Below are 24,478 nucleotides of genomic sequence, written 5' to 3' on the forward strand. Positions count from 1 at the left end.
AATGCTACCTGGCCGAGACGCACCCAGAGCGTCCCGTCGATCAGGTGCATCCACGAGACAAATATGAGCGGAAGATCAACGTCTGCGCTGGGCGCGGCAACACGCGCGGAAGCGGCAACAGAAGAACTCAGGCGGCGAATTCTGGAAGGCGAGCTTGTGGAGGGCTATCAACTCAAGCAGGATCTTCTCGCGGAAGAATTCGGCATCAGCCGCATCCCCGTGCGGGAGGCGCTAGTTCAGCTTGAGAACGAGGGGCTGGTAAAGATCGTTCCCCACAAGGGCGCAATCGTCGCCGAACTGTCGACGAAGGACATCGAAGAGCTTTTCTCGTTGCGCGCGTTACTTGAATCGCATCTGCTCCGGCACTCGATTCCTCGTCTCACGAAGGCTGACTACGATCGTCTCGAAGAGATTCTGGAACAGTATGCGATTGAACTTGCCGAGGGGCATTCCCATCGCTGGGGGGAACTCAACACGGAGTTGCACGAGATCTTGCTGGCGCGTGCAAATAGACCGAGATCCCTGGATCTTGTCGAGTCGCTACTGCGGCAGACTGATCGTTACACCCGAGTACAACTCTCGATCAGCGACGCTGCCGTGCAGCGAGCCAAAGCCGAACATGAGGAGCTGGTCCGGCTCTGCAGGCACGGCGAATCCAGGGAGGCGTGCGCCTTGCTCAAGCGCCATATTGAACACGCGGGCCAGGAACTTATCCTGTTTCTGCAGGAGCGTCGAAGGGCGTGAGACTCGGAGGCCTTGCTGTAGAATGTAGAAAATATGCAAAATGGCGATGACTGACGCCGTTGTCAACTTCCAATGATCGTCAATAAACCCGGTCTTCGCCATCTGACGCGAGCAGAGGCCGCCGCTGATGAAATTCGACGCCGGATCCTCTCAGGCCTGTACACAGACGGTCATCAACTCCGGCAAGACGCGCTAGCCAGCGAACTCGGGATAAGCCGCATCCCTCTGCGAGAGGCGCTGGTGCAGCTCGAGAGTGAAGGACTGGTGAAGATACTTCCCCACAAGGGAGCCATCGTGTCCGAGCTATCGATCGAGGAGCTCACCGAACTGTTCGAGTTGCGGGCACTGCTGGAGCCCACGCTGATTCGCAGGTCCGTCAGGAAACTATCCGCTGAGGATTTCAGGGAACTTGACGCGATTCTTGCCGAGTTCAGTGGCGAGCTCAGAGGCCAGGCGCAGGACCGTTGGGGCGATCTGAATACCAGGCTGCACCAGCTGTTGTTGTCGAAGGCCGATCAGCCCAAGACGGCGAACATCGTCGCGTCCCTGCTCCAGCAGACAGACCGTTACACGCGCCTCCAGCTTTCCTTGTCTTCAGCGAGCCGGGACATTGCCGAATCCGAGCATCGGCAACTGGTCGAGCTCTGTCGCAAGGGTGATGGGCGAGGCGCGGCCGCGCTCTTGAAACGACACATCGAACACGCGGGTGAGGAGCTTAAGAACTTCCTGATCTCCCGTCGTCGCAACGCAAGCTAGAGGCGGCCCCGAGGCCTCCTGGTTTGCGGACCATTTCGGCTATGGCCTGACTACGGGCGACATTAGTGAGGAAAGCAAAGAGCCGCCCCATGGGGCGGCTCTTTTTCGCTGTTCAGGGAGTCCGGCTTAGCCGTTCGCTCGCGCTTTCGCTTCGGCGTCGACTTCACGCAGTGACTTGCCGCGCGTTTCCTTCGCTGCTGCCACACTGATGATCGAGATGACTGCTGCAGCCACGAGATACAGCGCGATCGGCGTGGAGGAGTGGTACTTCTCCAGCAGGGAAAGCGCGATGAGCGGAGCCAGGGAGCCCGCCATCAGGGGCGCGATCTGGTAGCACAAGGAGAGGGCCGTATATCGGACATTGGTCGGGAACATTTCGGTCATGAGCGCGGAGTACGGTGAGTAGGTCATCGACTCAATCGCCAGGCCCAGTACGATCGCCGCCATGATGATCCAGTCGTTTCCTGTATCCATCATCGGGAAACCAATGAAGCCCCAGGCTGCCGTGAGGACTGCACCTGTCAGGTACACCGGTTTTCGGCCGATGATATCCGACAGGTAGCCCATGAGCGGAATGATCATGAAGTGCAGGGCATTCGCAAAGAACATCAGCTTGAGAATCCGTGTGGTGTCTGCACCAACGACAAGCTTCAGGTATGTGATCGAGAACGTTACCACCATGTAGTAGAGGATGTTCTCCGCAAAACGCGCGCCAATGCCGATCAGTACCTCTTTCCAGTGATAGCGCAGAACATAGCGAACACCTTGCTGGGTCGCGTGATCCTTTTCCCGGCGTTGCTGCGACTCCTTGAAGATCGGGGCATCATCGACCTTTCGGCGAATCCAGAAGCCGATCAGCACCACGACAGCGGAGAACCAGAAGGCGACACGCCAGCCCCATGACAGGAATTCCTGTTCCGGCAGCGTACTCGACAGCGCAAGCAGGATGAGCGTCGCGACGAGGTTGCCTGCCGGCACGCCTGCTTGCGGCCAGCTGGCCCAGTAGCCGCGGCGATTGTCTGGGCTGTGTTCGCTGACGAGCAGCACGGCGCCGCCCCATTCTCCACCAAAGGCAAAGCCCTGAATGAGGCGCAGCGTGACGAGCAAGATGGGAGCCCAGTATCCGATCGCCTCGAAAGTGGGAAGGCATCCCATCAGGAACGTTGTGATCCCCACGGCCACCAGGCTCACCTGGAGGAGCTACTTGCGGCCGAATTTGTCCCCGTAGTAACCGAAGACAATGCCTCCAATGGGTCGTGCTGCGAACCCGACGGCGTAGAGCGCGAATGCTGCGAGCAGCCCGTCGATGGGATTTCCTGTCTTCTTGAAGAAGTGCGTACCGAATACTAGTGCGGACGCCGTGCCGTACAGGAAGAACTCATACCATTCCGCTACAGATCCAACCATTGCCGCTGCAACAACGCGGCGCAGGTCCCTTGTTGTCGTGCCGCGATGTTGCCCCACACTGACTTCGGGGACAGCCTCGCTGAGTTGATTCGCCATCTTTGCTCATCCTTTTTGATCTTCTGCTGGTCAGCGGGTGGATTCCCGCCTCGCCAGCGCCAGCGACGAGATTTTATACAACATGCAATATACGAGAACGAGGGGTTTCCCCTATGAATGACGGGTCATGGGGCAAAAGGGCGTCCTAAAACGCACGGTGAGGGCGCATGGTGGGCAGAAAAGAGCACGTTTTATGCGGATTCGGCCTGCAGCGATGATTTGGTTTCGTATCGTGCGGAGGGTAAACCCTTACGAATTTCCGTGCCAAATTTTTGATCAGAGTTTATACAATATGCACACCGCGGAGTTCGACGACCTGCGGAGCCGCATCGCCGATGCTGCTCTCGGGCACTGTGATTCCGCTCTTTCCGAAACCTTCTGACTTTCAGGACCGCGTGATGTCTTCCAACATTTTTGAGGGTACTATCCCCGCACTCATGACCCCTTGCACGCCGGAGCGCAAGCCGGACTTCGACGCACTCGTCGCCAAGGGATTGGAACTCGTTGAGCTCGGCATGAGCGCCGTCGTTTACTGCGGGTCGATGGGCGATTGGCCGCTGCTGACGGAGAAGCAGCGACAAGAGGGCGTGGCCCGCCTCGTTGCGGCTGGCGTTCCAACCATTGTCGGGACTGGCGCAGTCAATTCGAAGGAGGCGGTCTCTCACGCAGCTCATGCCGCCGAGGTCGGGGCACAGGGCCTGATGGTCATTCCGCGCCTCCTGTCGCGAGCGGCTTCCCCCGCCGCGCAAAAGGCGCATTTCTCCGCCATTCTCGCCGCGGCACCCAGCCTGCCGGCGGTGATCTATAACAGCCCGTACTACGGCTTTGCGACTCGCGCAGATCTGTTCTTTGAGCTCCGTCGACAGTTTCCGAACCTCATCGGCTTCAAGGAGTTCGGCGGTGCCGCGGACATGCGCTACGCTGCGGAACACATTACGTCGCAAGACGAAAACGTGATCCTGATGGCGGGCGTCGACACGCAGGTGTTCCACGGGTTCGTGAACTGCGGCGCCACCGGCGCGATCACCGGCATTGGCAACGCATTGCCGCGTGAAGTCCTGCAACTGGTCGAGCTGAGCAAACAAGCGGCCAAGGGTGATGTCAAAGCCCGTCGCCAGGCCAGGGAGTTGGAGGCTGCGCTCAATGTCTTGTCGTCATTCGACGAAGGCACGGATCTCGTCCTGTTCTACAAGCACCTGATGGTTCTGAACGGCGACAAGGAATACACGCTCCATTTCAACGAGACGGACGCGCTCAGCGATGCGCAGCGCAACTATGCCGAGAAGCAATATGCGCTGTTCCGCGATTGGTATGGCGCGTGGTCCGAAGGCCTTGACGCCTGACACTGTTTGATCCGGCGTTGCTCCAAGGCAGCGATATGGGCAGCCTTGGGGCGCGTGTACTCGAACGACCCGCCCTTGTCCCGCGATGCAGGACCCCCCGCGTTCCGATCGCTCTTCAGCTCTACCGTCAGATTCCCTCGTATCAAGCCATGCACTCTTCCGAACAGAATCAAGCCTTCGCGACCATCGATCAGCGCGCGGCACGTGCCCATGAGGCAAGTGCGGCATGGTCGCATTCGAGTCCCGCGGTCCGGAGCGGATTGCTGCGCGCGTTGGCCGACGCGCTTGACTCTCGCGCGAGTGAACTCGCCGTGTTGGCCGACGAGGAGACTGGCCTCGGTAACGCCCGGCTGATGGGCGAAATCGCTCGCACGTCTTTCCAGCTACGCGGCTTCGCGGAAGAAGTCGTGGCGCGAGTTCCCTATGCCAGGGTGGACGATGAAGCGATTCCCGGCCCTCCGCCGTCTGGCCGTCCGCGTCTGACGCGTGTGCTGGTTCCGATCGGTCCGATTGCCGTGTTTGCAGCAAGCAACTTTCCGTTCGCGTTTTCTGTCCTGGGCGGCGATACGGCAGCGGCGTTGGCGGCGGGGTGTCCGGTCGTCGTGAAGCCGCACAATGGGCATCCCAGACTGTCGATCGCGGTTGCGCAGCTTGCGGCCGACGTCCTTCGAGAGCAAGGGGTGGAGGAGGGGGTGTTCTCCGTGCTCGATTGTGAAATGTCGCGCGCAGCCAATATTTACCTGGTCAAGCACCCCTTTGTCGCAGGTGTCGCCTTTACTGGCTCCTATCAGGGCGGCGTGGCATTGTGGCGCGCTGCCAATGAAAGGGAGATTCCAATTCCCTTCTTCGGCGAGCTCGGTTCAATCAATCCGGTAGTGGCCCTCCCGGCGGCGCTTCACCTTGATGCGGTTGCCCCGGCCAAGGCCCTGGCGGCGTCGATTCTGCAAGGTTGTGGCCAGTTCTGCACGAGCCCGGGGATTGTTGTTGTTGTCGATGACGAGCGTGGGCGCGAGTTCGTCGCCGCGCTGGGCGACGCGCTGGCGGGGCAGCCAACCCATCGCATGCTTAGCGAAGGCATCCGCAACGGCTTCGAAGACGCTGCTGCGCGCATCAAGGCCAATCCCAACGTTCAGGTGATCCTGGAAGGGAGAGAAGCCGGCGCAGGTCCTGCCCCCCGGCTGTTCAAGACGACCGGCGCCGCTTTCATTTCGGATTCGGGCCTGCGCGAGGAAATGTTCGGGCCAGCAGCCGTGGTGGTCACGGTGCCATCCGTCAGCGAAATTCCCGATGTACTCTCCGCTATCAAGGGAACACTCACCGTCACGATCTGGGGTGCCGACAAGGACAGTGACGACAATCGCGAGATCGTGAGGGCGGCGCGGAATATTGGCGGACGCCTGCTGTTCTCCGGTGTACCAACCGGTGTAGCCGTGACGCGGGCACAGCAACACGGTGGACCATGGCCGGCTTCCACTGACCCCAAAACCACGTCGGTCGGGTACGCCGCATTGCAGCGCTTCCTTCGACCCGTAGCGCTTCAGGATGCTCCGGATTGGCTGCTCCAGATCGCGTAACTGCACGGTAGACGTCTCATACGGAGGCATTGCACATCGATGTCCGAAACAGTCCGACTTTCGCTCGCGGAGGTACGCGAGCTTTCGCTCAATGTCCTGCAAACGAACGGGTATTCCGAGGCGCACAGCAAGGCGATCGCAGACGTTATCGTTGCGGGCCAGCGCGACGATTGCCAGTCCCATGGGCTGTATCGCCTGCTGGTGTGTGTCCATACCATTCGCCATGGGAAGGTCGATGGCCACGCTGTTCCGGAACTCATCGACCAGGCGGCATCCATCGTCCGGGTCGATGCCCGCTTTGGCAACTCGCTGCTAGCGTTTCAGACCGGTCTGCCGCATTTCATCCGGAAAGCTCGGGAGTGCGGCCTGGCGGCCATGGCCATCAATAACTGTTTTCATTTTTCCGCCCTTTGGCCGGAAGTGGAAAGGCTCGCGAGCGAAGGTCTGGTCGCGATGGCCATGACACCGAGCCATTCGTGGGTGGCCCCCGCTGGCGGAACCAAGCCGGTGTTCGGGACCAATCCCCTAGCGTTCGCCTGGCCGCGTCCAGGGAAGACGCCCTTTGTTTTCGATTTCGCGACCAGCGCGATCGCCAGAGGCGACATCGAACTCCACCGCCGGCAAGGCAAGGCCTTGCAGGAGGGATGGGCAGTCGACGCCGACGGGCACCCGACGACTGACCCGGTCGCTGCGCTGAAAGGGGCCATGCTGACGTTCGGTGGGCACAAGGGCTCCGCGTTGTCCGCGATGATCGAGTTGATGGCCGGGCCGCTGATCGGCGACATGACAAGTGCGGAGTCCATGGAGTTCGATGCAGGTGCCGGCGCCACACCGTGTCACGGCGAGCTGCTTCTGGCATTTGACCCCAACGCGTTTCTGGGAGAGCGCGCCAGCGAGTACCTTCAACGCGCCGAGAGCCTGTTCGAGGCGATCACGAGTCAGGGTGCGCGTTTGCCATCGCAGCGTCGCTACGCCGCGCGAGCCAACAGCGACCAGATGGGAATCGAGGTGCCACGCGCCCTGTATGAGGATCTGCTCAAGCTCAATGATTCACCACCTTCCTCGGTACCGTAAGCACGATCGCTGCTGCCAGGATCAATGACACGGCGACACAATACAAGCCCAGATCCGTGCTATTCGTGGTGTCCTTGATCCAGCCAACCAGATAGGGGCTGACGAATCCCGCCAGATTCCCCACCGAATTGATCAGCGCGATACCAGCCGCTGCGGCCGCGCCGCCAAGGAAGGCCGGCGGGATCGTCCAGAACTGGCACAGGGCGCCCATGATACCAATCGTCGCAAAGGTAAGCGCCAGGACCGCCATGGCAGGCTGGTGTGATACCAGCGTGCTGGCCGCCAAGCCGAACGCGCCGACAATCGCCGGCAGGGCAACGTGCCAGCGACGCTCCTTGGTGCGGTCCGAACTGCGCCCGATCATCACCATCGCAATGGCGGCTGCGCCATACGGAATCATGGTGAGAAGGCCGACATCGAGCGCAGTGGTGACACCGGAAGCCTTGATCAGCGTCGGTAGCCAGAAGCTGATGCCGTAGAGACCCATGATGATGCCGAAATAGCAAGCGCACAGTACCCAGACCCGCGCATTCGTGAATGCGCCGCTGGCATGGTGTACCTCGATCTTGTCGGATTCGCCGGCAAGTTCTCGCTCGAGCATGGCCTTCTCTTCGGCATTGAGCCACTTCGCGTCCCTGATTCTGTCATCGAGATAGAAGAAGGTGACGATGCCTGCCACGAGCGAGGGGACGGCTTCCAGCAGGAAGAGCCACTGCCATTCGTGCATGCCATTGACATTATGGAAGCGATCCAGGATCCAGCCGGACAGCGGCCCGCCCAGTACACCCGCGATCGGGATGCCGGTCATGAACAGCGCCGTGATCTTGGAGCGCCGTGAAGCGGGATACCAGTAGGTGAGATAGAGAATGATCCCCGGGAAGAAGCCCGCTTCCGCTACCCCGAGCAGAAAGCGGAGAACATAAAACGCGGTGGGTGTCTTGACGAAGACCATGGCTGCGGAAACCACGCCCCAACTGACCATGATCCGGGCGATCCACTTGCGCGCGCCGAATCGATGCAGCGCCAGGTTGCTGGGCACCTCCATCAAAAAATAGCCGATGAAGAAGATCCCGGCCCCGAGGCCGTAGATCGTCTCACTGAACTTCAGGTCCGAGAGCATCTGCAGCTTTGCAAAGCCCACGTTGACGCGGTCAAGGTAGGCAAACACATAGCACAGGAACAGGAAAGGGATCAGCCGCCAGCTCACCTTAGCGTAGGTGGCTTCCTCCAGTTCGGCGTGCGTGGTGGCATCACCGTGTAAAGTCTTGAACATCATTGTCTCCATTCACGGCAGGCCTCGGATCGAGCCTGGCCTGCAGCTTCGAATCGCAGTATCAGTCGAACATCAATCGAACATGTCGGGGCTGGTCTGTACCAGTTGCTCATAGATCGGCTGGAAATGCAGCCAGCCGATGTATTCGCTGCCGACGTGTTCGCGGCTGTAGCGCGAGCTGCGCTCAGGCACCATCACCGGCTTGCTGCCGGTGGCTTCGACCAGCAACTGCTGCTGGCAGCAGCGTTCGAGCGCGATAAACCAGAAGGCAGCGGCTTCAATGCTGTGGCGGCTGACGGTCAGCAGTCCGTGATTCTGGTGGATCGCTGCCTTCACGCCCTTGAAATAGTCGCAGACGGACATACCGGCCTGTTCTTCGACGGCGACCGCTCCGGCCTCGTCCTTGATAACCACATGGTCCTCAAAGAACGCGGCCGCATCCTGCGTGATCGGATCGAGCGGCCGGCCGAGGGCAGCGAACGCGGTGCCATAGACGGTGTGCGCATGGCACATCGCGACGATATCCGGATTGGCTTCATGGACCGCTCCATGCAGCACGAATCCGGCGCGGTTCAGTGCATAGGAACCTTCGACCACTTTCCCGGTATGGTCAGCCAGGATCAGGTTGGAAAGCTTGACCTGCGAAAAATGCACGGCCATCGGATTGGTCCAGTACAGTTCCGGGAACTCGGGGTCGCGCACGGTCAGATGGCCGGCAAAGCCGTAATCGAGGTGATGCACTGCGAATGCGCGGCATGCTGCTACCAGCCGTTCCTTGCGATGCTGGCGCTCTTCGGCAAACGTGGCGAAGTCCGGCAGGCTGGGGAATCTCAGACCTTGCTGCCTGGGTCGGTAGATTGAGTTGTTCGAAGGGTGGGACGCCGTGCGGCGAAGCTCGGTCATTTGTTGTGCGGTGCTGCTCATGCTTGCTCCTGTCTGCGGGGGGTATCAGTGACGCGAGGTTATATCGCGTACCCGGGGCCGATCTAGATGCGAGCAGCAATAGGATTTATTTCTATGGCATATAAGTGCGCATCAAGGCGCTGGTGTTTGCCATGGCGGTTTCCGGAACACCTCGACGAAATAATCGACGAAGGCGCGGATGCGCGGCACCAGTTGGCGTTCGGGCAGATACACGGCGTAGATGGCGGTGTCGTCCTGCGCCTGGTAATCGGATAGCAGCGGCACCAGTTTGCCGCTGCGAATTGCCGGCAGCGCCAAGTGTTCCGCCAGCCGCATGATGCCAATGCCGGCAACACATAGCTCAAACAGTGTGCTGCCATCGGTGCTGCGGAATCGGCCCCGTACCAGGACTTTCTCCGGCTTGCCATTAATCGTGAAGGGCCAGCGGTTCAGGTGGTCGCGTGGGGCATCCCAGAGCAGGCATTGATGACGATCCAGTCCCTGCGGCGTTACCGGCATGCCATGCCGGGCAATATAGCCAGGTGAAGCAACGACGATACGTTGCAATTCGCAAAGCTTGCGGCTGCGCAACGATGAATCCTGCAGGAGACCCATCCGCACTGCTACATCGAAATTGTCCTCAATTAGATTGACGAGCGAGTCGGACAGCGAAAATCGAACCGTCAACTTGGGATAGGTCGAAATGAAGCCGGGCAATGCCGGGACAATCTGATCGATGCCGAAGGCCTGGGGGACGCTGACACGCAAGTCACCAGTGGGCTCGCTTGAACGGATCTGGGCTTCGGCCTGCTCAATGGCGTCAAGTAGCGCGTTACATGAAGTGAGAAATCGCTCACCCTCGCTGGTCAGGCGTTGCATCCGCGTGGAGCGGTGCAGAAGTTGCACGCCCAATCGGCGCTCCAAGCTATTGATGGTTTGGCTGACGAAAGGCTGGCTTGCATTTAGCGCATGCGCTGCCGCTGTGAATCCGCCGGTCTCGACCACAGCCTTGAAGATCCGCATTTCCAGCAATCTATCGTCTTTCATCGCGATGCCCAAAAGCTCACGTTGGCTGACGCGAGTGGACGCGCCATCACCCCCGTCGACGTATCGTTTGGCTCACATCGGATTTCCCCCTCTGATTAATATTACGCAGCTTTGTGCCTCAGCGTGATCAAGGTGGCTGCGCAGATCCCTGGGTTTGGCCTGCTGCCAAAGTGCGGTGAGATAGGTGACGGCCGATGGCGAGCTGGTCGCCAGCCATCGGCCGAGTTGGATTGCAAGCGCCGGCTCGCGGTCAACCGCCGCGGGAATGCCACTTGATCCGCGACTCAGTTCTCAGGCACGCTCGATCATGCGCAATACGGCCGCGGCAAGGGCGCCGTTGACGTCGCCCAGCAGGTCGACCGCGTCGAAATGATGTCCGCGCTCCTGGGTCACCACTTGCACGTCAAAACCGCATTCACCTAGCAGCGCCTGGTACTCGCGCTGCAGCCGGTGGTACTCCGGGGATTCATCCCCGCCAACGGTCAGGATCATGGGCAGTTTCACTTGCGGAAGATGGTGCATCGGGCTGTAGCTCGCAACGTCTGCCGCGGTCAGCCGCACCACCTTGTTGAGATAGCACAGGCGGATGGGCTCCAGGTCATACAAGCCGCTGATTGCGCACCCGCCCTTGAGGATGTCGGCGGGGACGCCGAAGGTCTCCCAGTCGGTCCCTGCCAGCGTGGCTGTGAGATGTCCGCCGGCGGAGTGGCCGGAGACAAAGATCCGGTTCGCATTGAATGCGAGTTCAGACGCATTGCGATAGAGCCATGCCACGGCGTCGCGATTGTCGCGGACGATTTCGCTCATGCCGACATCCGGGGCGAGGCGGTAGTTCACCACCGCAACGTTGATGTCGTGCTTCAGGTAGGGCGCGGCAACGTAGCTGAAGTCTGACTTGTCCAGCGATTGCCAATAGCCACCGTGAATAAAGACCAGTAGCGGACGATTCTTGGTGGCTGCGGGAAAGAAGTCCAGCGCCTGCTTGGCGTCCGGACCATATGCAAGGTTCTCCCTGACCGGATGGGCGCGACGGAATTCCGCGCTGACTTTCTCCCATGCCTGGAAGATGTCCTGGAACCCGGGGATTCCTGCCCTGACGTTGTACTGCTGGTCCAGTTCTTCCTGGTTGAAGTTTCGATACACTGACATTACATTTGGCTCCAGACTGTTGGATCGATGCCTCGATTCCATTAGATCGTTGCGACGCATATTGGCGTCCGGCCAAAGGTACTTGTCGGCGTACGACGCCGCGCGCTCCTGGATGACAACGACTATCGCAAAGACGCCATGTTTGGAAAGAGCGAAAACCGGGATGACTACCAGGCAATAGATCGGCCAGTAGGCGGGATGGCGAGGAAACTGAAAGACGGTTTCTATATCGGCACGCATTCCCACCCACGTGGTCAACTCATCTACGCCTATGTGGGTGCCATCCTGGTCACCACCGACTTCGGGTCCTGGGTCGTGCCCCCGCAGCGCGCGGTATGGGTGCCGTGCAACGTCGAGCATGCCATGCAGGCTTGCGGTGACGTTGAGATGCGAACGGTCTATATCCGCACGGATGCCATTCCCGGGGAATTGCACAACTGCTGTGTCGTTGCTGTCCCGCCGCTGTTGCGGGAACTGATATCGGCGGTGGTGCGCATGCCGCTGGCTTACGACGAAAGCAGCCGTGACGGCATGGTGGTGCAACTGCTACTGCAGGAACTGCGACCGCTTTCCGTGGTCCCGCTGCATTTGCCGATGCCAAAAGACCCTCGGCTAAGCAAGATCTGCGTGAAGCTCCTTGAGGATCCCGCTGATGAGACTTCCGTGGAGGAATGGAGTCGGTCGGTCGGCGCAAGCGAACGGACCATCATCCGCCTGTTTCCCGACGAAACGGGTATGACGTACAGCCGCTGGAAGCAGCAGGCAAGGCTGATGGCAGCGGTACGTCTGCTCGCTGAGGGATGCCATGTCACGGATATCGCGCTGCAGCTCGGATACGAGAGTCCGAGCGCATTCAGTGCCATGTTCAGGCGAGCGCTGGGCATGACGCCTACCGAGTACTTCAGGGAGATGGGCGGGGACTAGGCAGTTTGGCGTCTGCTCGATATCAACTGGCGTCACCGCACGGATCGGATGCTCCACCTTGCGGCACAGTCGGGGTGTCGGCGGATTGCCAGCATCGTGCTAACTCCGTCGGCACTTTATCAAGTCGAGGAGTCAGTATGTCAGTGATGGATCGTATCCAGGCTGCCGGCATTGTCTTGCCTGCCGCGGAAATCCCCAAGGCGCTCTATGTCCCTTACACGCTGCACCATGGTTTCCTGACGGTATCGGGGCAATTGCCGCTACGCAACGGCAAGCCGGTATTCGTCGGCAAGGTTCCGGGCGCAGTGACCGTCGAAGCCGCACAGGAGGCGGCACGGCTGTGCCTGGCCAACCTGCTGGGTTGGGTGGCGGCCGCCACGGAGGGGGACTTTGAGCGAATCCGAGGTGTGGTCCGGGTCGGCGGCTACGTCGCGGCAGAGCCGGGTTTCCACGATGCGCCTCTGGTGATCAACGCGGCGTCGGAACTGCTCAACCGGATCTTTGAGGAGAGGGGGCGCCATGCCCGCCTGGCGATAGGCGTGGCGAGCCTTCCCTTCGATGCCCCGGTGGAGATCGAGGCGACGTTCGCGCTGGACGCTTAGGCGATGGGCACCACGACAAAGGCAGGGTACGCCGACGTCCTGGTCGGGATGCAGTACGGCGATGAGGGGAAGGCCCGGGTGGTCGATCATCTCGCTGGCGAGTACGACGTGATTGCACGCTTCAACGGCGGCGCGAATGCAGGGCATACCATCGTCACGCCTGAGGCGACATTGCGACTACGCCAGATTCCTTCTGGCGTGCTGCATCCCCGGGTTTCTCTCTACATCGGCTCAGGCTGCGTGATTGGCTTGCAGCAACTGGCGTCTGAGATAGAGATGCTGGCGGCGCGGGGGATCGATCTTGGCGGGCGCCTGACGATCAGTGACAGATGTCCCATCGTCCAGCCTCTCCATATCCTGGACGATCGTCACGATGGCGCGCAGATCGGCACAACAGGCAATGGCATCGGGCCGTGTTATGCCGATCTGGCAACCCGTATGCGCGGCGGCGAGCGATCTTCGTTTCAACTGCGTGACCTGGTATTGGACGAGATCCGGGTATTCGAACAGATGATGCAGTTGGCCGCGCAGCGCAATGACAAGGACCTGTCGGCAGTCATGCACGGGATGCGCCAGGCGTGGCATGTGGTTCAGCCGTTCGTGACGAACAATCCGGTTGCCCTGTTGCAGAAGGTCGAAGGCGGTGCGAAGGTCCTCTTCGAGGGCGCGCAGTCCGTCATGCTCGATGTTGTGCATGGCGCTCAACCTTGGGTGACGTCCAGCCATACGCTGCCGTCCTACGCCTATGTGGGTGGCGATCTCCCGTGCAAGTATCACCGCAAGACAATCGGCGTGGCCAAGGCGATCGTATCCCGGGTGGGAAGCGGGCCGTTGCCAACGGAGCTCGGCGCAGAGCGATCTGAGGCCTACTGTGCCGATGCGGCGCGGGAGGGGCGCGGCAGGGCCGACGAGGCGAGCAGATTTGATCCACTCGCGTTGCTGGCCGAAGCGGACGAATTCTCCGTTGGCGTGGCGATCCGGATGCTGTCGAACGAGTACGGCACGGGAACCGGCAGGCCGCGCCGGGTAGGGCTGCTTGACGTTGCTCAGCTCCAGCTTGCCGTACGACAGTTTGGCGTTGACGAGGTGTACCTGAACAAATGCGACAGCCTGGCGGCCTTTGCGCAGACACGCGACCGGTGCATTCCAGTTGTTGTCGGCGCCAGCGATACGGGTGGCATGCGCGTGGTGCGGTTTCCGGCCTTTGATGAGGACGCCGTTCCGCGTGATGCCGCCTCGCCGCTTCCCCCGCAACTTGAAGCCCTGCTCGAATGGTTGGCAGACGCCCTTGGCCGGCCATTGCGTGGTGTTGGATTAGGGCCGGAACGCACACAGATGCGGCTATTCAAGACGCAACAGTAGACGAAACCATGACCGCAGAGACACCCGCATACCTTCACAGCGAAATGCGCCGGACCGACCTGGCCTGGACCGACTGGCCGGCCATCGAGGCATTTCTCCGCAATGAACTGATCTGCAGGGTTGCGGTGCATGACGCACCGTATCCCTACATCACAGCGCAGAGTTTTACCTTTACCGGCGATGCCTTCCTGATCCACAGCTCGAGATTCGGAAAGCTCGCGTCGGCGGTCCGGGCCAATCCCATGATCACGATCGAGGTCGATCGGCCCGTGGCATTGCTGAAGGCACCGAAGGGACAGAACACGAGTCTCGAGTACTACAGTGTCATCGCACGATGCGAAGTCAGGCTGCGTGAGAGTACCGATGATGTGCGTGCCCACCAGTACCAGGCGCTGGACAAGTTCCGGCCTGAGAAAGACTATTCGGCGATCGAGGACGGTGCAGCCAGCCAGATCATTGCCTATCGCTGCGAGATTCGTGAGATGAGCGCGAAGAAACGCATTCTTGCTGACGGACAGTACTCGCCCCCGGGGCAGCCGAAGGCGCCGTACTTGCGCTATCCGTTCCAGTCCGGTGCCACGTTGTCCGGCTTGCCACCGGAGGCATTCGATCCCCACCGGTTCGCTGCCAAGTAACCCGCGCAATCCGGCGACATGAGAGGTGCTTCGGCACCTCTTTCTTTTTTTTCTGAGCGACCGCAAGGATTTGCTTGGCACCTGCAAGACAGACCTTGGCGTTCCTGCGCGGGTCTCGACCGCGTCTCCACGCGACAGTAGCAGGCGATATCGCACCGATGCGTTATCGCACTACCGCCAGTGCCCGCAAGCGCTGGCATTAGAACTACTGGAGACAAGATGAAACTCACCCCTCTCGAGCTGATGCGCGTGCGCATGGGCGACCGGCTGGAACGGCTACCCGTGTGCGGGTATCACCGATTTCTGTTTGCCATCATTGCCATGGCCTTCTTTTTCGACAATCTCGACCTGGCCATGATGACCTATCTCTTGGGATCGATCCGGACGGAGTTCGGATTGACCTCTGCGCAGGCTGGCATGCTCGGCAGCGCCAGTTTCGTCGGCATGGCTATCGGAGCGATCAGCTCTGGCGTACTGGCGGACAGGTTCGGCCGCAAGCCGGTGTTCCAGGTCAGCATGATCATCTGGGGTGTGGGCAGCTATCTCTGCTCCACCGCGAACAGCCCAATGGAGCTTGGCGCGTATCGGCTCTTGCTGGGACTCGGCATGGGCATGGAGCTGCCTTTAGCCCAGACACTGATGTCGGAGTTCATTCCGGCGCGCCAGCGGGGCAAGTATCTGGCGCTGATGGACGGAAACTGGCCGATTGCCTTTATTTGCGCGGGGCTGATGTCGTACTACGTGCTGAGCGCCTACACGTGGCGAACGATGTTCCTGCTTGGCGCCGTCCCGGCGCTGTTTCTGCTCGTCATCCGCCGCTATGTGCCAGAGTCTCCCCGCTGGCTGGAATCGCAGGGGCGCCATGCGGAGGCGGCGGATATTGTCGAACGCGTCGAGAGATTGGTCATGCGACGGATGAAACTCGATGCGCTGCCCGAAGTCACGCCGGCGCCAGCTGCAGCGGAACCGGCCGCATCGGGCCTGCGGGTGCTCTGGTCAGGCGAGTACCGTAGGCGCACGTTGACCGTATGGGGTCTGTGGTTCTTCGCTCTGCTGGGGTTCTATGGCTTGAACACATGGATTGGCGCATTGCTGCAGCAATCCGGACTCGGGGTGACCAAGTCCGTCCTGTACACGGTCTATATTTCCATCGGCGGCATTCCAGGCTTCCTCTGGGCCGCATGGGCGGTGGAGCGCTGGGGACGCAAGCCGGCATGCGTGGCGACGCTCGTTGGCGGGGCGTGCATGGTGTTCATCTACGGCCGGGTCGCCGGGTCCAATCCCAACGCCATGGCGCTGTTCCTTTCCGGCGGCATGATGCAGTTCTTCATGTTCGGCATGTGGGCGGTGCTCTATACCTACACGCCGGAACTCTATCCCACGCGTGCGCGCGCCTCTGGCTGCGGGATGGCGTCGACGGTGGGGCGGATCGGGTCGTTGCTGGGTCCGGCGCTGGTGGGCCTGACCCTGCCTGTTGCCGGGCAAGCCGGCGTGTTCTGCCTTGGTGCGTTGTGCTTTCTTGCGGCGGCGGGAATCGTGTTCAGGTTTGGCATCGAGACCCGCGGCAGATCGCTGGAGAGCATTGCTGATTGAGTCGCGGTCACTCCTGGATCAGCGCAGCCGCTGCGCTAGCCAGGAGTGAAGCGGTCAGGCATCGGGGGTATCGTGGCTGCGAACGCCCGCTGCGAAGCAGGTGATCCGAGAGTTCCGGTTGAATCGACTACTCAGCCCGCCGCCACTCACCTGATTCCTCGCGCACGCTGACCCTTTCACCATCTAGCCACACTTGCTCTTCATTCAGCTTCTGCGAGGTCGACGGGTCAATGTCAAAGCCGACGTTGAGCGCCTGCCCGACACAAGCATCCTCGATGGGAAGCTCCCAGGTCAGGAATAGCTGCGTGCAATCCTGGCCGGACGGGAAGTCGGCCACATCAAATCCGGTGCTGCCGCGTTGAATCACCCCATGAGGCTGGCAGGTATCGAATATCAGAACCGTGCCCCGGCGCAGGGGTATTCGAAGGCCCAACGACGGAAAATGCACGTCCTGCCCCTTGTCTTCACTCAGGAAGAGATTGCAGAAGGCCGCACCGCCGTACTGCTCCCCGTCGTGGTGATACCTCGCGCCGCGGCAAGCCATGAGTGCTACGTCACTGGAGGCAAGCACTCCTGGCAGTCCGATTTTGCTCGTCCAATCGGACACCGCCTGAACGCAGTGCGAGTACTCAGGCCAGCGCGCCCGCGCGCGTGCCAGAGGCATAACCTCGACGTCCCCGGGCTCCAGCGTCATGCGGGACGATATCTCCCTTGTCCAATCCGCGCGCAGATGCGGTGGCGGCTCAGGCACGTCGACTTTGCCTGATAAAACGATGCTACTGACGCTTCGACTGCGGATGGCGTCCTCACTCCAAAAATAGGATGTGAGGAGGCCATGGGCTTGAGGTTGGTCGGGGCTGCGGCGCATTTGTAGCAGTGTAACGCTGCAGCTGCCTTGCTTGCTTCGCGTGCGTGCCAGCAGACGGTTCTAGTCGATCCGGTCTGCCATTCGATGTCTTCCTTCGAGGCTGTTGGCTGTGCCAAGGCAGCCAGGCTCGCCGCCCCTTCAGGGACGGCAACACGGCTGTCATTCCGGGCTGAAGTTGATCGAGCGCAGCAGCTTGGCCTGGCGCTCGTAGGATTCGTGCACGTCCTTGGCCAGCTCTTCCGTGGTGGCCGGCGAGCCGACTTCCATGCCGAGGTTTTCAACTTTCTGCCGCAGTTCGGGCGACTGCATCGCCTTGAGTGTCGCGTCCCGCATCTTGGCTACCACGGCTGGCGGCAGGCCCGGTGCCGACCAGAGGCCCATCCAGCCGACTTCCTGGAGATCGGGATACCCCAGCTCTGCAAAGGTGGGGACGTTAGGCAGGGCGGCGAGACGCCGGGGGAAGGCAACGGCGAACGCCCTGAGTTTTCCTGCTTTGATGAAGGGCAGCGAAGTCGCCGGGGCATCGAACATGAGCGGCACCTGTCCCCCCATGACGTCCTGCAGCGCAGGCGGGGAGCCCTTGTAGCTGACGGTCCCGGTGTCCAGGCCGGCAAGCCGGTTGAACTGCACGCCGATGGTCTGGCCCCGCATCCCGATGCCGAAGTTCGCATAGTCGATCTTGCCCGGGTTGGCCTTGATATACGTGACCAGTTCGCCGAGGTTCTTCGCCGGCACGCTCGGATTGCCGACAAAGATGAGGCCCTGCCGGGTGAGCTGTGCAATCGGCACGATGTCCTTGAACGGGTTGTACGAAACCTTGATCGCGAGGGGCACTTCCGAGGCAATGCCCTTCTGGATCAGCAGGAAGGTGTACCCGTCTCTCGGTGCCGACAGCAGATTCTGCACGGCGATGGTCCCGCCCGCGCCGGCCTTGTAGTCGACGATCACGGTCTGTCCGAGCGGCTTCTGCAACTCGTGCGCGACCAGGCGCGCGACGATGTCGGCGGTGCCGCCGGGCGGGGCGCCAACGAGGATGCGCACGGGCTTGTCGGGCCATTCGGCGGCCTTAGCCGCGGGAGCGGCCGACAGCAGCGGGACAAAGGCGATGGTGAGCGCCAGCGTCTGGCGCCATGTCGCAGGGATGCGATGCATCACGGTCTCCTGTTGTGGCAGTCGGGCGATTCCGCCAGGGAATGCGTGCCCGACTTGCGGGGGTGCCATCTATTCTGTTTTGCGTGTGCTGACGTGCCTGGTCCGGGCAGGAAACCCGGGGGCGGTTTCAGGCAGTCTCAGGCGGTCTTGCGCAGGTAGCCCTGGGTGCCGCCGTTGCGGTTGGGCGCGAAGCCGTTCTCCCGCAGGGACTCCTCGACTGTGTCGTAGAACACGCCGATGCGCGAGATTTCGCGTGCCTGCTTCGCGGTGGCAATTTCCCGGCCGAACTCGCGCGAAATGCGTACCAGTTGCTCGATCTGCTTGACGGTGCTCTGCTTTTCCGTGCGCGACTGGTTCCACAGGCAGTCTTCGGTGCCGCAGCGCACGTGCAGGCCCATGGCAATGCCCATCATGTTGACGGGCAGCACGTTGCGCACATTGCTTTCCACCGTCACCACTGCGCCATCGGGCACGCCGCGCATGAAGTTGCCGAGGCTGTACACGTTGGGCGTGTCCATGCCGCCGCCGATGGCCACCCAGTTCATGACGAGCGGACCCTTGTAGAAGCCCCGGCGCATCAGGCGCTCCACCGATTCGAAGCTGTTGGTGTTGTAGCACTGGAAGGCGCTCTGGATCCCCTTGGCGGACAGGCGGCGCACGTGCTCCTCCACCCATCCCGGTTGCGCCGGCACCGTCATTTCCTTGTAGGCGTTGAAGATGGCCGGGTTCTCGCGCGAGGTGCCCTTGAAGTCGGCGTCTTCCGCATGGTCGGTGACGTTCATCTGCGAGGTGTTGACCGTTACCGTGACCTGGTCCGGCGTGGGCTCGAACTCGGCCAGCATGTGGCGGGTATCGTCGGACAGCCACTTGGCGGCCTGGCCTTCGTTCTCGGGGGCGAAGGAGATGGAGCCGCCGACCTGGATGATCATCTCAGGAACGGCCTTGCGCACGCCGGCGATCAGTTCGTTGAACATGGACAGGCGCTTGCTGCCCTTGCCATCCAGTTCGCGCACGTGCAGGTGCAGCACCGTGGCGCCGGCGTTGTAGCAGTCCACTGCCTTCTGGATCTGCTGCTCCATCGTGACCGGAATGTCCTCCGGGAAATCCCCAGGCAGCCAGCCCGGCGCGTAGGGGGCGGCGGTGATGATGAGGGGCTGCTGGTTCTCGGGAAAGAGATGGCCGTCGAGGAAATTCATGCTGTCTGTCTCCGGTGGAAGGTCTTGTGGGATGGATTCTGTGGGCTCGTCCTGCCGGGCGCTTTGCAAGGCGCGACAGAATCATGCAGATCGCGACAATTGACGTGTCTGGCGGCGGGTTGCAGAATCTGAGAGACATTTAACGGCGGAATGCGGCTTCGGCCCTTCTTTTTGGCGCTACGGGGCGCTGGATTCTCCACAGGCCAACCCCGGTTGGTCCCGATTTCACATGGTGGGCGTATGGGCGCGTTGGTCCGCAGCGCGGCGTTGATCAAGTACTCTGGCATTGCCCAGGCACTGGGCATCGATGCAGGGAAGATGGTCAGCAAGGTCGGCGCCGACCGCGCTTGTCTCTATAGTCCGGATCTGCGGATTCCCGAACAGTGGCTTGCCGACGTGTTCGAGGGATCGGCGCAGGCGGCGGGCTGCCCCGACCTGGCGTTGCGCGTTGCCGAAGGCTGGCATCTGTCCGATTTCGGGCCGGTCAGCCTGCTGCTGCAGCACCAGCCCACGTTGCGGCATGCGCTGGCCGTGGTCGAGTCCTACCGTCACTTGCTCAGCAATTCCGTCGCGATGGAGGTGGAGGAGCAGGGCGAGTTGGCGCTGGTCCGTGTGCGCATGATGACCGGCAGGCCGGACCCCGGCCGCCAGGCCGTGGAACTGGCCGTTGGCGTGGTGCTGAGCCTGATGCGGGCCACGCTGGGGCCGGGCTGGAGGCCGCGCCATGTGCATCTGTCACATCGGGCGCCGCCCTCGCACGCGACGCACAAGCGTGTCCTCGGCCCTGGCGTGGTGTTCGACGGCGACTTCAACGGTATCGTGCTGGACCGCGCCGACCTGGACCGCGTCAATCCGCGGGCCGATGCGAATCTCGCCAGCTATGCCAAGGTCTTCCTCGACGCGCAGGACAGCCAGGACAAGGACTCGGTCTCGGCCGGCGCCCGCCGTGCCATCTCCTTGCTCCTGCCGGGCGGGGGCGGCAACGTCAAGCAGGTGGGGATGCAGCTTGGACTGAGTCCACGGACCTTGCAAAGGCGGCTGGCCCAGGAAGGGCAGGAATTCTCGTCCCTGCTCAACGATGTGCGCGCCGCAGAGGTGACCCGTTACCTGGAAGACCAGCGCTATCCCGTCACGCAGATCGCAATGTTGCTGGGATTTTCAGATGTCAGCACGTTTTCGAGGTGGTTCAGCGCCCAGTTCGGCATGACACCGACGCAGTGGCGCAGCGCCGGTGCCGATCGACCGGCAGGTTGACGTCGGGACAGTCCGCTGAATCATTGAAATGGGAGGTGAAGGGCATGCCATGCGGGAATCAGCGCTAGGCGCAAATGCTCGCAATAGCACGGCTATTGCGAGCATTTGCAACGACGCGATGAGCCCGCATGGCGTGACAGGCACCGACCGATTTCAGTGATTCAGTGGACTAGCTTAGGGCAATCCCTGCTGCTTGCGCGACCGAGCCCGCGGTAAGATTTTGCGCCCCCCTATCTTCACCGGCGCTTGCCGGTTGTGATGAGTACCCTGATTCGCAGTGCCCTTCTGGTCAAGTTCTCCGAGGTTGCGCCGACCCTGGGTGTCGACCCTGAGCGCATGATTCACCACGTCGGAGCTGACCTGTCATGCATCGGTTCGCCGGATCTGCATGTGCCGGAACCGTGGCTGGCCAGGGTGCTGGAGTCCACCGAGCAGGCAGCCAGTTGCCCGTCGGTCGGCCTGTTGATTGCCGAAGGGTGGCGGCTGTCCGACTTCGGTCCGATCAGCCTGCTGCTGCAGTACCAGCCCACCCTGCGGCATGCGCTGGGGCAACTGGAGACCTACCGTCACCTGATCAGCGAGTCGGTGGCCGTCCACATCGAGGAAGTCGGTGATATCGCCATCGTCCACCAGCAGCTGATCACCGAGCGACCGAATCCGGGGCGCCAGCCTGTCGAGCTCTCGCTCGGTGCGCTGCTGAGCCTGATGAAATGCATGCTGGGTGGCGGGTGGAAGCCGCGCAGCGTGCATTTTTCACATGCGGCGCCCGCCAAGCTGCAGATCCACCATCGGCTGTTCGGGGCGCGGGTGGAGTTCGGCTGCGAGTTCAACGGGATCATGCTGGATCGGCAGGACCTGGACCGGCCCAATCCCCTGGGCGACGTGAACCTTGCCCGATATGCCAGGGAGTTCCTCGACAGGACGCGGCTCGGCAGGCAGGTTTCCACGGCATCGAATGTGCGTCGTGCAGTCCATCAGCTCTTGCCGCAAGGGCGGAGCAATATCGAGCAGATCGGCCAGAGGCTGGGCATGAGTTCCCGGACACTCCAGCGACGCCTGGAGCAGGATGGGGAGGAGTTCTCGTCGCTGGTGAATGAGGTACGACGCGCACTGGCCTGCCGGTATCTCGCGGATCGTCGATATCCCGTATCCCAGGTTGCTATCTTGCTTGGCTTCTCCGAGGTCAGCACCTTCTCCCGCTGGTTCAGCGCGCAATTCGGCAAGCCGCCGACGCGATGGCGCGACGATCTGCCCGCCTAAGGGCACGCCTCGCCCGGAGCGGAATTCACTTCGAACCTGCCTTTTCCCGCCGTCTGGCCTGACGGCGTTCCCTTTCCTGCTGTCTCCGCCGCCGTCTCCGCGACTCTCTGCGGCGTTCGTCCTCCCGACGCCAGTCCGACGTGTCGCCCGGCACCAGCGTGCGTGACGCGTTTTGCCAAAGTATGGCGCGTTCCGTCAAGCGGTGGCCCCGCGAACTCCCGAGAATTCCAGACCATAGAGGGCATGAAACCGGCCTTCATGACAGGAATTCGAGAAGGAGACAGGATGAAAGCAGCACGAGTCATAGCGGGCGCCGAGGGGGGCGTGCTTGCTGTGCAGGATATCCCCATGCCGAATCCGGGGCCGGATGAGGTGCTGGTGCGTGTCCGCGCGTCCGGCATCAACTACGGCGAGATCAAGTACATGCGGGAGCATCGGTCTGGCAATACGATGACCGCCGGCGTCGAATTTGCTGGCGAGGTCGTCCGTGTCGGCGCCCAGGTCAGCAATTGGCGCGAAGGCGACCGTGTCATGGGCCATGGCCGCGGCTGCCACGCGCAGTATGTTGTCGCAGCCCCGCTGGCGTTGATGCCGATCCCGGAAGGTGTGTCGTGGATCGATGCTGCCGCTTTTCCCAACGTGTTTATCACGGCCCACGACGCGCTGGTGACCAACGGTGAACTGAAGGCCGGCGAATCGGTGTTCATCAATGGTGCCTCGGGCGGTGTAGGCATGGCCGCGATCATGATTGCGTCGGCCATGGGTGCCAGGCCCGTGATCGCGTCTTCACGGTCAGCGGAAAAGCTGGAACGCCTGGCCAGTTACGGCGTGGATGTCGGTATCGATGCATCCCGTGAATCGCAGGTCGAAGCCATCATGGCTGCCACCGACAAGCGTGGCGTTGACATCATCATCGATACCATCGGCGGCACGGTCTTCGAGGACCATATCAAGAGCCTCGCGGTGAAGGGGCGCCTGGTCAATATTGCGCGGCTGGGCGGAGGCCAGTATGGACGGGTCGATATCAATCTGTTGTGGCTGAATCGCCTGAAGCTGATCGGCGTCACGTTCCGCACCCGTACCGAACAGGAGCGCATCGAGTGCATCCAGGCATGCGCACGCGACCTGTTGCCGTTCTTCCGCGAAGGCAAGCTGCGCCTCCCGATCGATCGCACCTTCCCGATGGATCAGATCGGCGACGCCTACGCATACATCGCGAGCAGCCAGCACCTCGGCAAGATCGTGCTCATCGCCGATTGACTGAAGACGGCAGACGAGACGCGCCGCCAACGTTCAAGGATCGAAATCACCATGCAAATCAATCAACTCACATGCTCGATTGGCGCCGAACTCACGGGCGTCAGCATTGCCGATGTCGCGCGGGACGATACGCTGTTCAAGGAAATCAAGGCACTGTTGCTGCAGCACCGCGTCCTGTTCTTCCGCGACCAGGACATCACGCGTGCCGACCATGTTGCATTCGCGCGCCGCTTCGGCGATCTGGAAGACCACCCGGTCAACAACACGGTGCCAGGCTACCCCGGCCTGATCGAAATCTACAAGGCCGAGAAGCGGGACCACTTCGAGAACACCTACCACAGCGATGCCTCGTGGCGGCCCTGCCCGCCCAAGGGCGCAGTGCTGCGCTGCATTTCGGGGCCGGAGGTCGGCGGCGACACCATCTGGGTGAATATGGTCGAGGCGTACAAGCACCTGCCGGAAGAGATCAAGCAGAAGATTGCGGGCCTGCGCGCCAAGCACGGGATCGAGCATTCCTTCGGTGCGATCATGACAACGGAGGAGCGTGAAGCGCTGGTGAAGAAGAATCCGCTGGTCGATCACCCGGTGGTCCGCACGCATCCGGAGACGGGGGAGAAGGTCCTGTATGTGACGCCGTTCTCGACCCACTTCATCAACTATCACACGCCGGAAAACGTGCGCTTCGGGCAGGACAAGACGCCGGGCGCAAGCCTGCTGCTGAACTACCTGCTCAGCCAGGCGGCGATTCCGGAATACCAGGTGCGCTTTCGCTGGAGGCCGAACAGCGTGGCGGTCTGGGACAACGTGGCGACGCAGCACTATGCCGTGAGCGACTACTGGCCGGCGCCGCGCAAGATGGAGCGCGCCACCATCATGGGCGACCGGCCCTTCTGAATAAGGCGTTGGTCAGAGCGCGCGTGCGTGATCGCGGACCATCGGTCTTCACGGTGAGCCGTTCAGTACAGATTGCGGAGTTGTGGAAGCAATGCAAATGACTTATCCAGAA

At 61.5% G+C, this 24,478-nt stretch carries 21 protein-coding genes and 1 pseudogene; 14 read left to right on the top strand and 8 right to left on the bottom strand.

Features of this window, described 5'->3' with window-relative positions; translation table 11 throughout:
- Positions 1-63 precede the first annotated feature (63 nt).
- Positions 64-744, top strand: coding sequence for a GntR family transcriptional regulator (locus tag AC1Z3O_RS22945; protein WP_483518176.1), 681 nt, complete (start codon positions 64-66; stop codon positions 742-744).
- A 72-nt stretch (positions 745-816) separates the two neighbouring features.
- Positions 817-1,500 carry a GntR family transcriptional regulator gene (locus AC1Z3O_RS22950; protein ID WP_483518177.1) on the top strand — a complete coding sequence of 228 codons (684 nt, stop codon included), beginning with the start codon at positions 817-819 and terminating at the stop codon, positions 1,498-1,500.
- Between the two features lie 126 nt (positions 1,501-1,626).
- Here the strand turns inward: AC1Z3O_RS22950 and abaF are convergent.
- Positions 1,627-3,003 (bottom strand): annotated as a pseudogene (gene abaF, locus AC1Z3O_RS22955) (fosfomycin efflux MFS transporter AbaF).
- Positions 3,004-3,401: 398 nt separating this feature from the next.
- Between abaF and AC1Z3O_RS22960 the strand changes: the two are divergent.
- From AC1Z3O_RS22960 to AC1Z3O_RS22970, 3 genes are all read left to right on the top strand, one after another.
- Positions 3,402-4,346 (top strand): dihydrodipicolinate synthase family protein, encoded by a 945-nt coding sequence (locus AC1Z3O_RS22960; protein ID WP_483521923.1) that lies wholly within the window; start codon positions 3,402-3,404, stop codon positions 4,344-4,346.
- 149 nt (positions 4,347-4,495) lie between these two features.
- Positions 4,496-5,920, top strand: coding sequence for an aldehyde dehydrogenase (NADP(+)) (locus AC1Z3O_RS22965; RefSeq protein WP_483518178.1), 1,425 nt, complete (start codon positions 4,496-4,498; stop codon positions 5,918-5,920).
- Positions 5,921-5,959: 39 nt separating this feature from the next.
- On the top strand, positions 5,960-6,994 hold the full coding sequence (locus AC1Z3O_RS22970; protein ID WP_483518179.1) for an Ldh family oxidoreductase: 1,035 nt from the start codon (positions 5,960-5,962) through the stop codon (positions 6,992-6,994).
- Here the strand turns inward: AC1Z3O_RS22970 and AC1Z3O_RS22975 are convergent.
- The 4 genes from AC1Z3O_RS22975 to AC1Z3O_RS22990 all read right to left on the bottom strand — a co-directional run bounded on the left by AC1Z3O_RS22975 (position 6,963) and on the right by AC1Z3O_RS22990 (position 11,366).
- Positions 6,963-8,267, bottom strand: a complete 1,305-nt coding sequence (locus tag AC1Z3O_RS22975; RefSeq protein ID WP_483521925.1) for an MFS transporter — start codon at positions 8,265-8,267, stop codon at positions 6,963-6,965. The genes AC1Z3O_RS22970 and AC1Z3O_RS22975 overlap by 32 nt on opposite strands.
- Before the next feature lie 72 nt (positions 8,268-8,339).
- Entirely contained in the window at positions 8,340-9,170 is an 831-nt protein-coding gene (locus tag AC1Z3O_RS22980) for a class II aldolase/adducin family protein (protein ID WP_483521927.1), read from the bottom strand.
- 132 nt (positions 9,171-9,302) lie between these two features.
- Positions 9,303-10,217, bottom strand: a complete 915-nt coding sequence (locus tag AC1Z3O_RS22985; protein WP_483518180.1) for a LysR family transcriptional regulator — start codon at positions 10,215-10,217, stop codon at positions 9,303-9,305.
- 291 nt (positions 10,218-10,508) lie between these two features.
- Positions 10,509-11,366 (bottom strand): alpha/beta hydrolase, encoded by an 858-nt coding sequence (locus AC1Z3O_RS22990; RefSeq protein ID WP_483518181.1) that lies wholly within the window; start codon positions 11,364-11,366, stop codon positions 10,509-10,511.
- 138 nt (positions 11,367-11,504) lie between these two features.
- On the opposite strand from AC1Z3O_RS22990, the gene AC1Z3O_RS22995 reads away from it, so the two are divergent.
- The 5 genes from AC1Z3O_RS22995 (at position 11,505) to AC1Z3O_RS23015 (ending at position 16,482) form a co-directional block, all read left to right on the top strand.
- A complete protein-coding gene (locus AC1Z3O_RS22995; protein ID WP_483518182.1) occupies positions 11,505-12,290 on the top strand; it encodes an AraC family transcriptional regulator in 786 nt (261 codons plus the stop codon).
- Positions 12,291-12,427: 137 nt separating this feature from the next.
- Positions 12,428-12,892 (top strand): RidA family protein, encoded by a 465-nt coding sequence (locus AC1Z3O_RS23000; protein WP_483518183.1) that lies wholly within the window; start codon positions 12,428-12,430, stop codon positions 12,890-12,892.
- A gap of 3 nt (positions 12,893-12,895) precedes the next feature.
- The gene (locus AC1Z3O_RS23005) at positions 12,896-14,254 is read left to right on the top strand and encodes an adenylosuccinate synthetase (RefSeq protein WP_483518184.1); all 1,359 of its coding nucleotides are present in this window, start codon (positions 12,896-12,898) and stop codon (positions 14,252-14,254) included.
- A gap of 8 nt (positions 14,255-14,262) precedes the next feature.
- Positions 14,263-14,889 (top strand): pyridoxamine 5'-phosphate oxidase family protein, encoded by a 627-nt coding sequence (locus AC1Z3O_RS23010; RefSeq protein ID WP_483518185.1) that lies wholly within the window; start codon positions 14,263-14,265, stop codon positions 14,887-14,889.
- Positions 14,890-15,108: 219 nt separating this feature from the next.
- The gene (locus tag AC1Z3O_RS23015) at positions 15,109-16,482 is read left to right on the top strand and encodes an MFS transporter (protein WP_483518186.1); all 1,374 of its coding nucleotides are present in this window, start codon (positions 15,109-15,111) and stop codon (positions 16,480-16,482) included.
- A gap of 127 nt (positions 16,483-16,609) precedes the next feature.
- Here the strand turns inward: AC1Z3O_RS23015 and AC1Z3O_RS23020 are convergent, their stop codons facing one another.
- The 3 genes from AC1Z3O_RS23020 to AC1Z3O_RS23030 form a co-directional block, all read right to left on the bottom strand.
- Positions 16,610-17,350, bottom strand: a complete 741-nt coding sequence (locus tag AC1Z3O_RS23020) for a hypothetical protein (RefSeq protein ID WP_483518187.1) — start codon at positions 17,348-17,350, stop codon at positions 16,610-16,612.
- Between the two features lie 159 nt (positions 17,351-17,509).
- Positions 17,510-18,502 (bottom strand): tripartite tricarboxylate transporter substrate binding protein, encoded by a 993-nt coding sequence (locus AC1Z3O_RS23025; RefSeq protein ID WP_483518188.1) that lies wholly within the window; start codon positions 18,500-18,502, stop codon positions 17,510-17,512.
- Positions 18,503-18,639: 137 nt separating this feature from the next.
- The gene (locus AC1Z3O_RS23030; RefSeq protein ID WP_483518189.1) at positions 18,640-19,698 is read right to left on the bottom strand and encodes a beta-keto acid cleavage family enzyme; all 1,059 of its coding nucleotides are present in this window, start codon (positions 19,696-19,698) and stop codon (positions 18,640-18,642) included.
- Positions 19,699-19,938: 240 nt separating this feature from the next.
- Between AC1Z3O_RS23030 and AC1Z3O_RS23035 the strand changes: the two genes are divergently transcribed.
- The 4 genes from AC1Z3O_RS23035 (at position 19,939) to AC1Z3O_RS23050 (ending at position 24,366) form a co-directional block, all read left to right on the top strand.
- Positions 19,939-20,952, top strand: coding sequence for an AraC family transcriptional regulator (locus tag AC1Z3O_RS23035; protein ID WP_483518190.1), 1,014 nt, complete (start codon positions 19,939-19,941; stop codon positions 20,950-20,952).
- A gap of 258 nt (positions 20,953-21,210) precedes the next feature.
- Positions 21,211-22,212: an AraC family transcriptional regulator gene (locus AC1Z3O_RS23040; protein WP_483521929.1), complete on the top strand. Its 1,002-nt coding sequence runs from the start codon at positions 21,211-21,213 to the stop codon at positions 22,210-22,212.
- A 285-nt stretch (positions 22,213-22,497) separates the two neighbouring features.
- Entirely contained in the window at positions 22,498-23,472 is a 975-nt protein-coding gene (locus tag AC1Z3O_RS23045; protein WP_483518191.1) for a quinone oxidoreductase family protein, read from the top strand.
- Positions 23,473-23,523: 51 nt separating this feature from the next.
- Positions 23,524-24,366 carry a TauD/TfdA dioxygenase family protein gene (locus AC1Z3O_RS23050; protein WP_483518192.1) on the top strand — a complete coding sequence of 281 codons (843 nt, stop codon included), beginning with the start codon at positions 23,524-23,526 and terminating at the stop codon, positions 24,364-24,366.
- The last annotated feature ends 112 nt before the right edge of the window (positions 24,367-24,478 follow it).

It is taken from the genome of Cupriavidus sp. 09_S30 (assembly GCF_056930435.1).

Coding starts and splice junctions, on each gene's coding strand:
- AC1Z3O_RS22945 (WP_483518176.1), top strand. CDS start 64: ATGAGCGGAAGATCAACGTCTGCGCTGGGCGCGGCAACACGCGCGGAA.
- AC1Z3O_RS22950 (WP_483518177.1), top strand. CDS start 817: ATGATCGTCAATAAACCCGGTCTTCGCCATCTGACGCGAGCAGAGGCC.
- AC1Z3O_RS22960 (WP_483521923.1), top strand. CDS start 3,402: ATGTCTTCCAACATTTTTGAGGGTACTATCCCCGCACTCATGACCCCT.
- AC1Z3O_RS22965 (WP_483518178.1), top strand. CDS start 4,496: ATGCACTCTTCCGAACAGAATCAAGCCTTCGCGACCATCGATCAGCGC.
- AC1Z3O_RS22970 (WP_483518179.1), top strand. CDS start 5,960: ATGTCCGAAACAGTCCGACTTTCGCTCGCGGAGGTACGCGAGCTTTCG.
- AC1Z3O_RS22975 (WP_483521925.1), bottom strand. CDS start 8,267: ATGTTCAAGACTTTACACGGTGATGCCACCACGCACGCCGAACTGGAG.
- AC1Z3O_RS22980 (WP_483521927.1), bottom strand. CDS start 9,170: ATGACCGAGCTTCGCCGCACGGCGTCCCACCCTTCGAACAACTCAATC.
- AC1Z3O_RS22985 (WP_483518180.1), bottom strand. CDS start 10,217: ATGAAAGACGATAGATTGCTGGAAATGCGGATCTTCAAGGCTGTGGTC.
- AC1Z3O_RS22990 (WP_483518181.1), bottom strand. CDS start 11,366: ATGTCAGTGTATCGAAACTTCAACCAGGAAGAACTGGACCAGCAGTAC.
- AC1Z3O_RS22995 (WP_483518182.1), top strand. CDS start 11,505: ATGTTTGGAAAGAGCGAAAACCGGGATGACTACCAGGCAATAGATCGG.
- AC1Z3O_RS23000 (WP_483518183.1), top strand. CDS start 12,428: ATGTCAGTGATGGATCGTATCCAGGCTGCCGGCATTGTCTTGCCTGCC.
- AC1Z3O_RS23005 (WP_483518184.1), top strand. CDS start 12,896: ATGGGCACCACGACAAAGGCAGGGTACGCCGACGTCCTGGTCGGGATG.
- AC1Z3O_RS23010 (WP_483518185.1), top strand. CDS start 14,263: ATGACCGCAGAGACACCCGCATACCTTCACAGCGAAATGCGCCGGACC.
- AC1Z3O_RS23015 (WP_483518186.1), top strand. CDS start 15,109: ATGAAACTCACCCCTCTCGAGCTGATGCGCGTGCGCATGGGCGACCGG.
- AC1Z3O_RS23020 (WP_483518187.1), bottom strand. CDS start 17,350: ATGCGCCGCAGCCCCGACCAACCTCAAGCCCATGGCCTCCTCACATCC.
- AC1Z3O_RS23025 (WP_483518188.1), bottom strand. CDS start 18,502: ATGCATCGCATCCCTGCGACATGGCGCCAGACGCTGGCGCTCACCATC.
- AC1Z3O_RS23030 (WP_483518189.1), bottom strand. CDS start 19,698: ATGAATTTCCTCGACGGCCATCTCTTTCCCGAGAACCAGCAGCCCCTC.
- AC1Z3O_RS23035 (WP_483518190.1), top strand. CDS start 19,939: ATGGGCGCGTTGGTCCGCAGCGCGGCGTTGATCAAGTACTCTGGCATT.
- AC1Z3O_RS23040 (WP_483521929.1), top strand. CDS start 21,211: ATGAGTACCCTGATTCGCAGTGCCCTTCTGGTCAAGTTCTCCGAGGTT.
- AC1Z3O_RS23045 (WP_483518191.1), top strand. CDS start 22,498: ATGAAAGCAGCACGAGTCATAGCGGGCGCCGAGGGGGGCGTGCTTGCT.
- AC1Z3O_RS23050 (WP_483518192.1), top strand. CDS start 23,524: ATGCAAATCAATCAACTCACATGCTCGATTGGCGCCGAACTCACGGGC.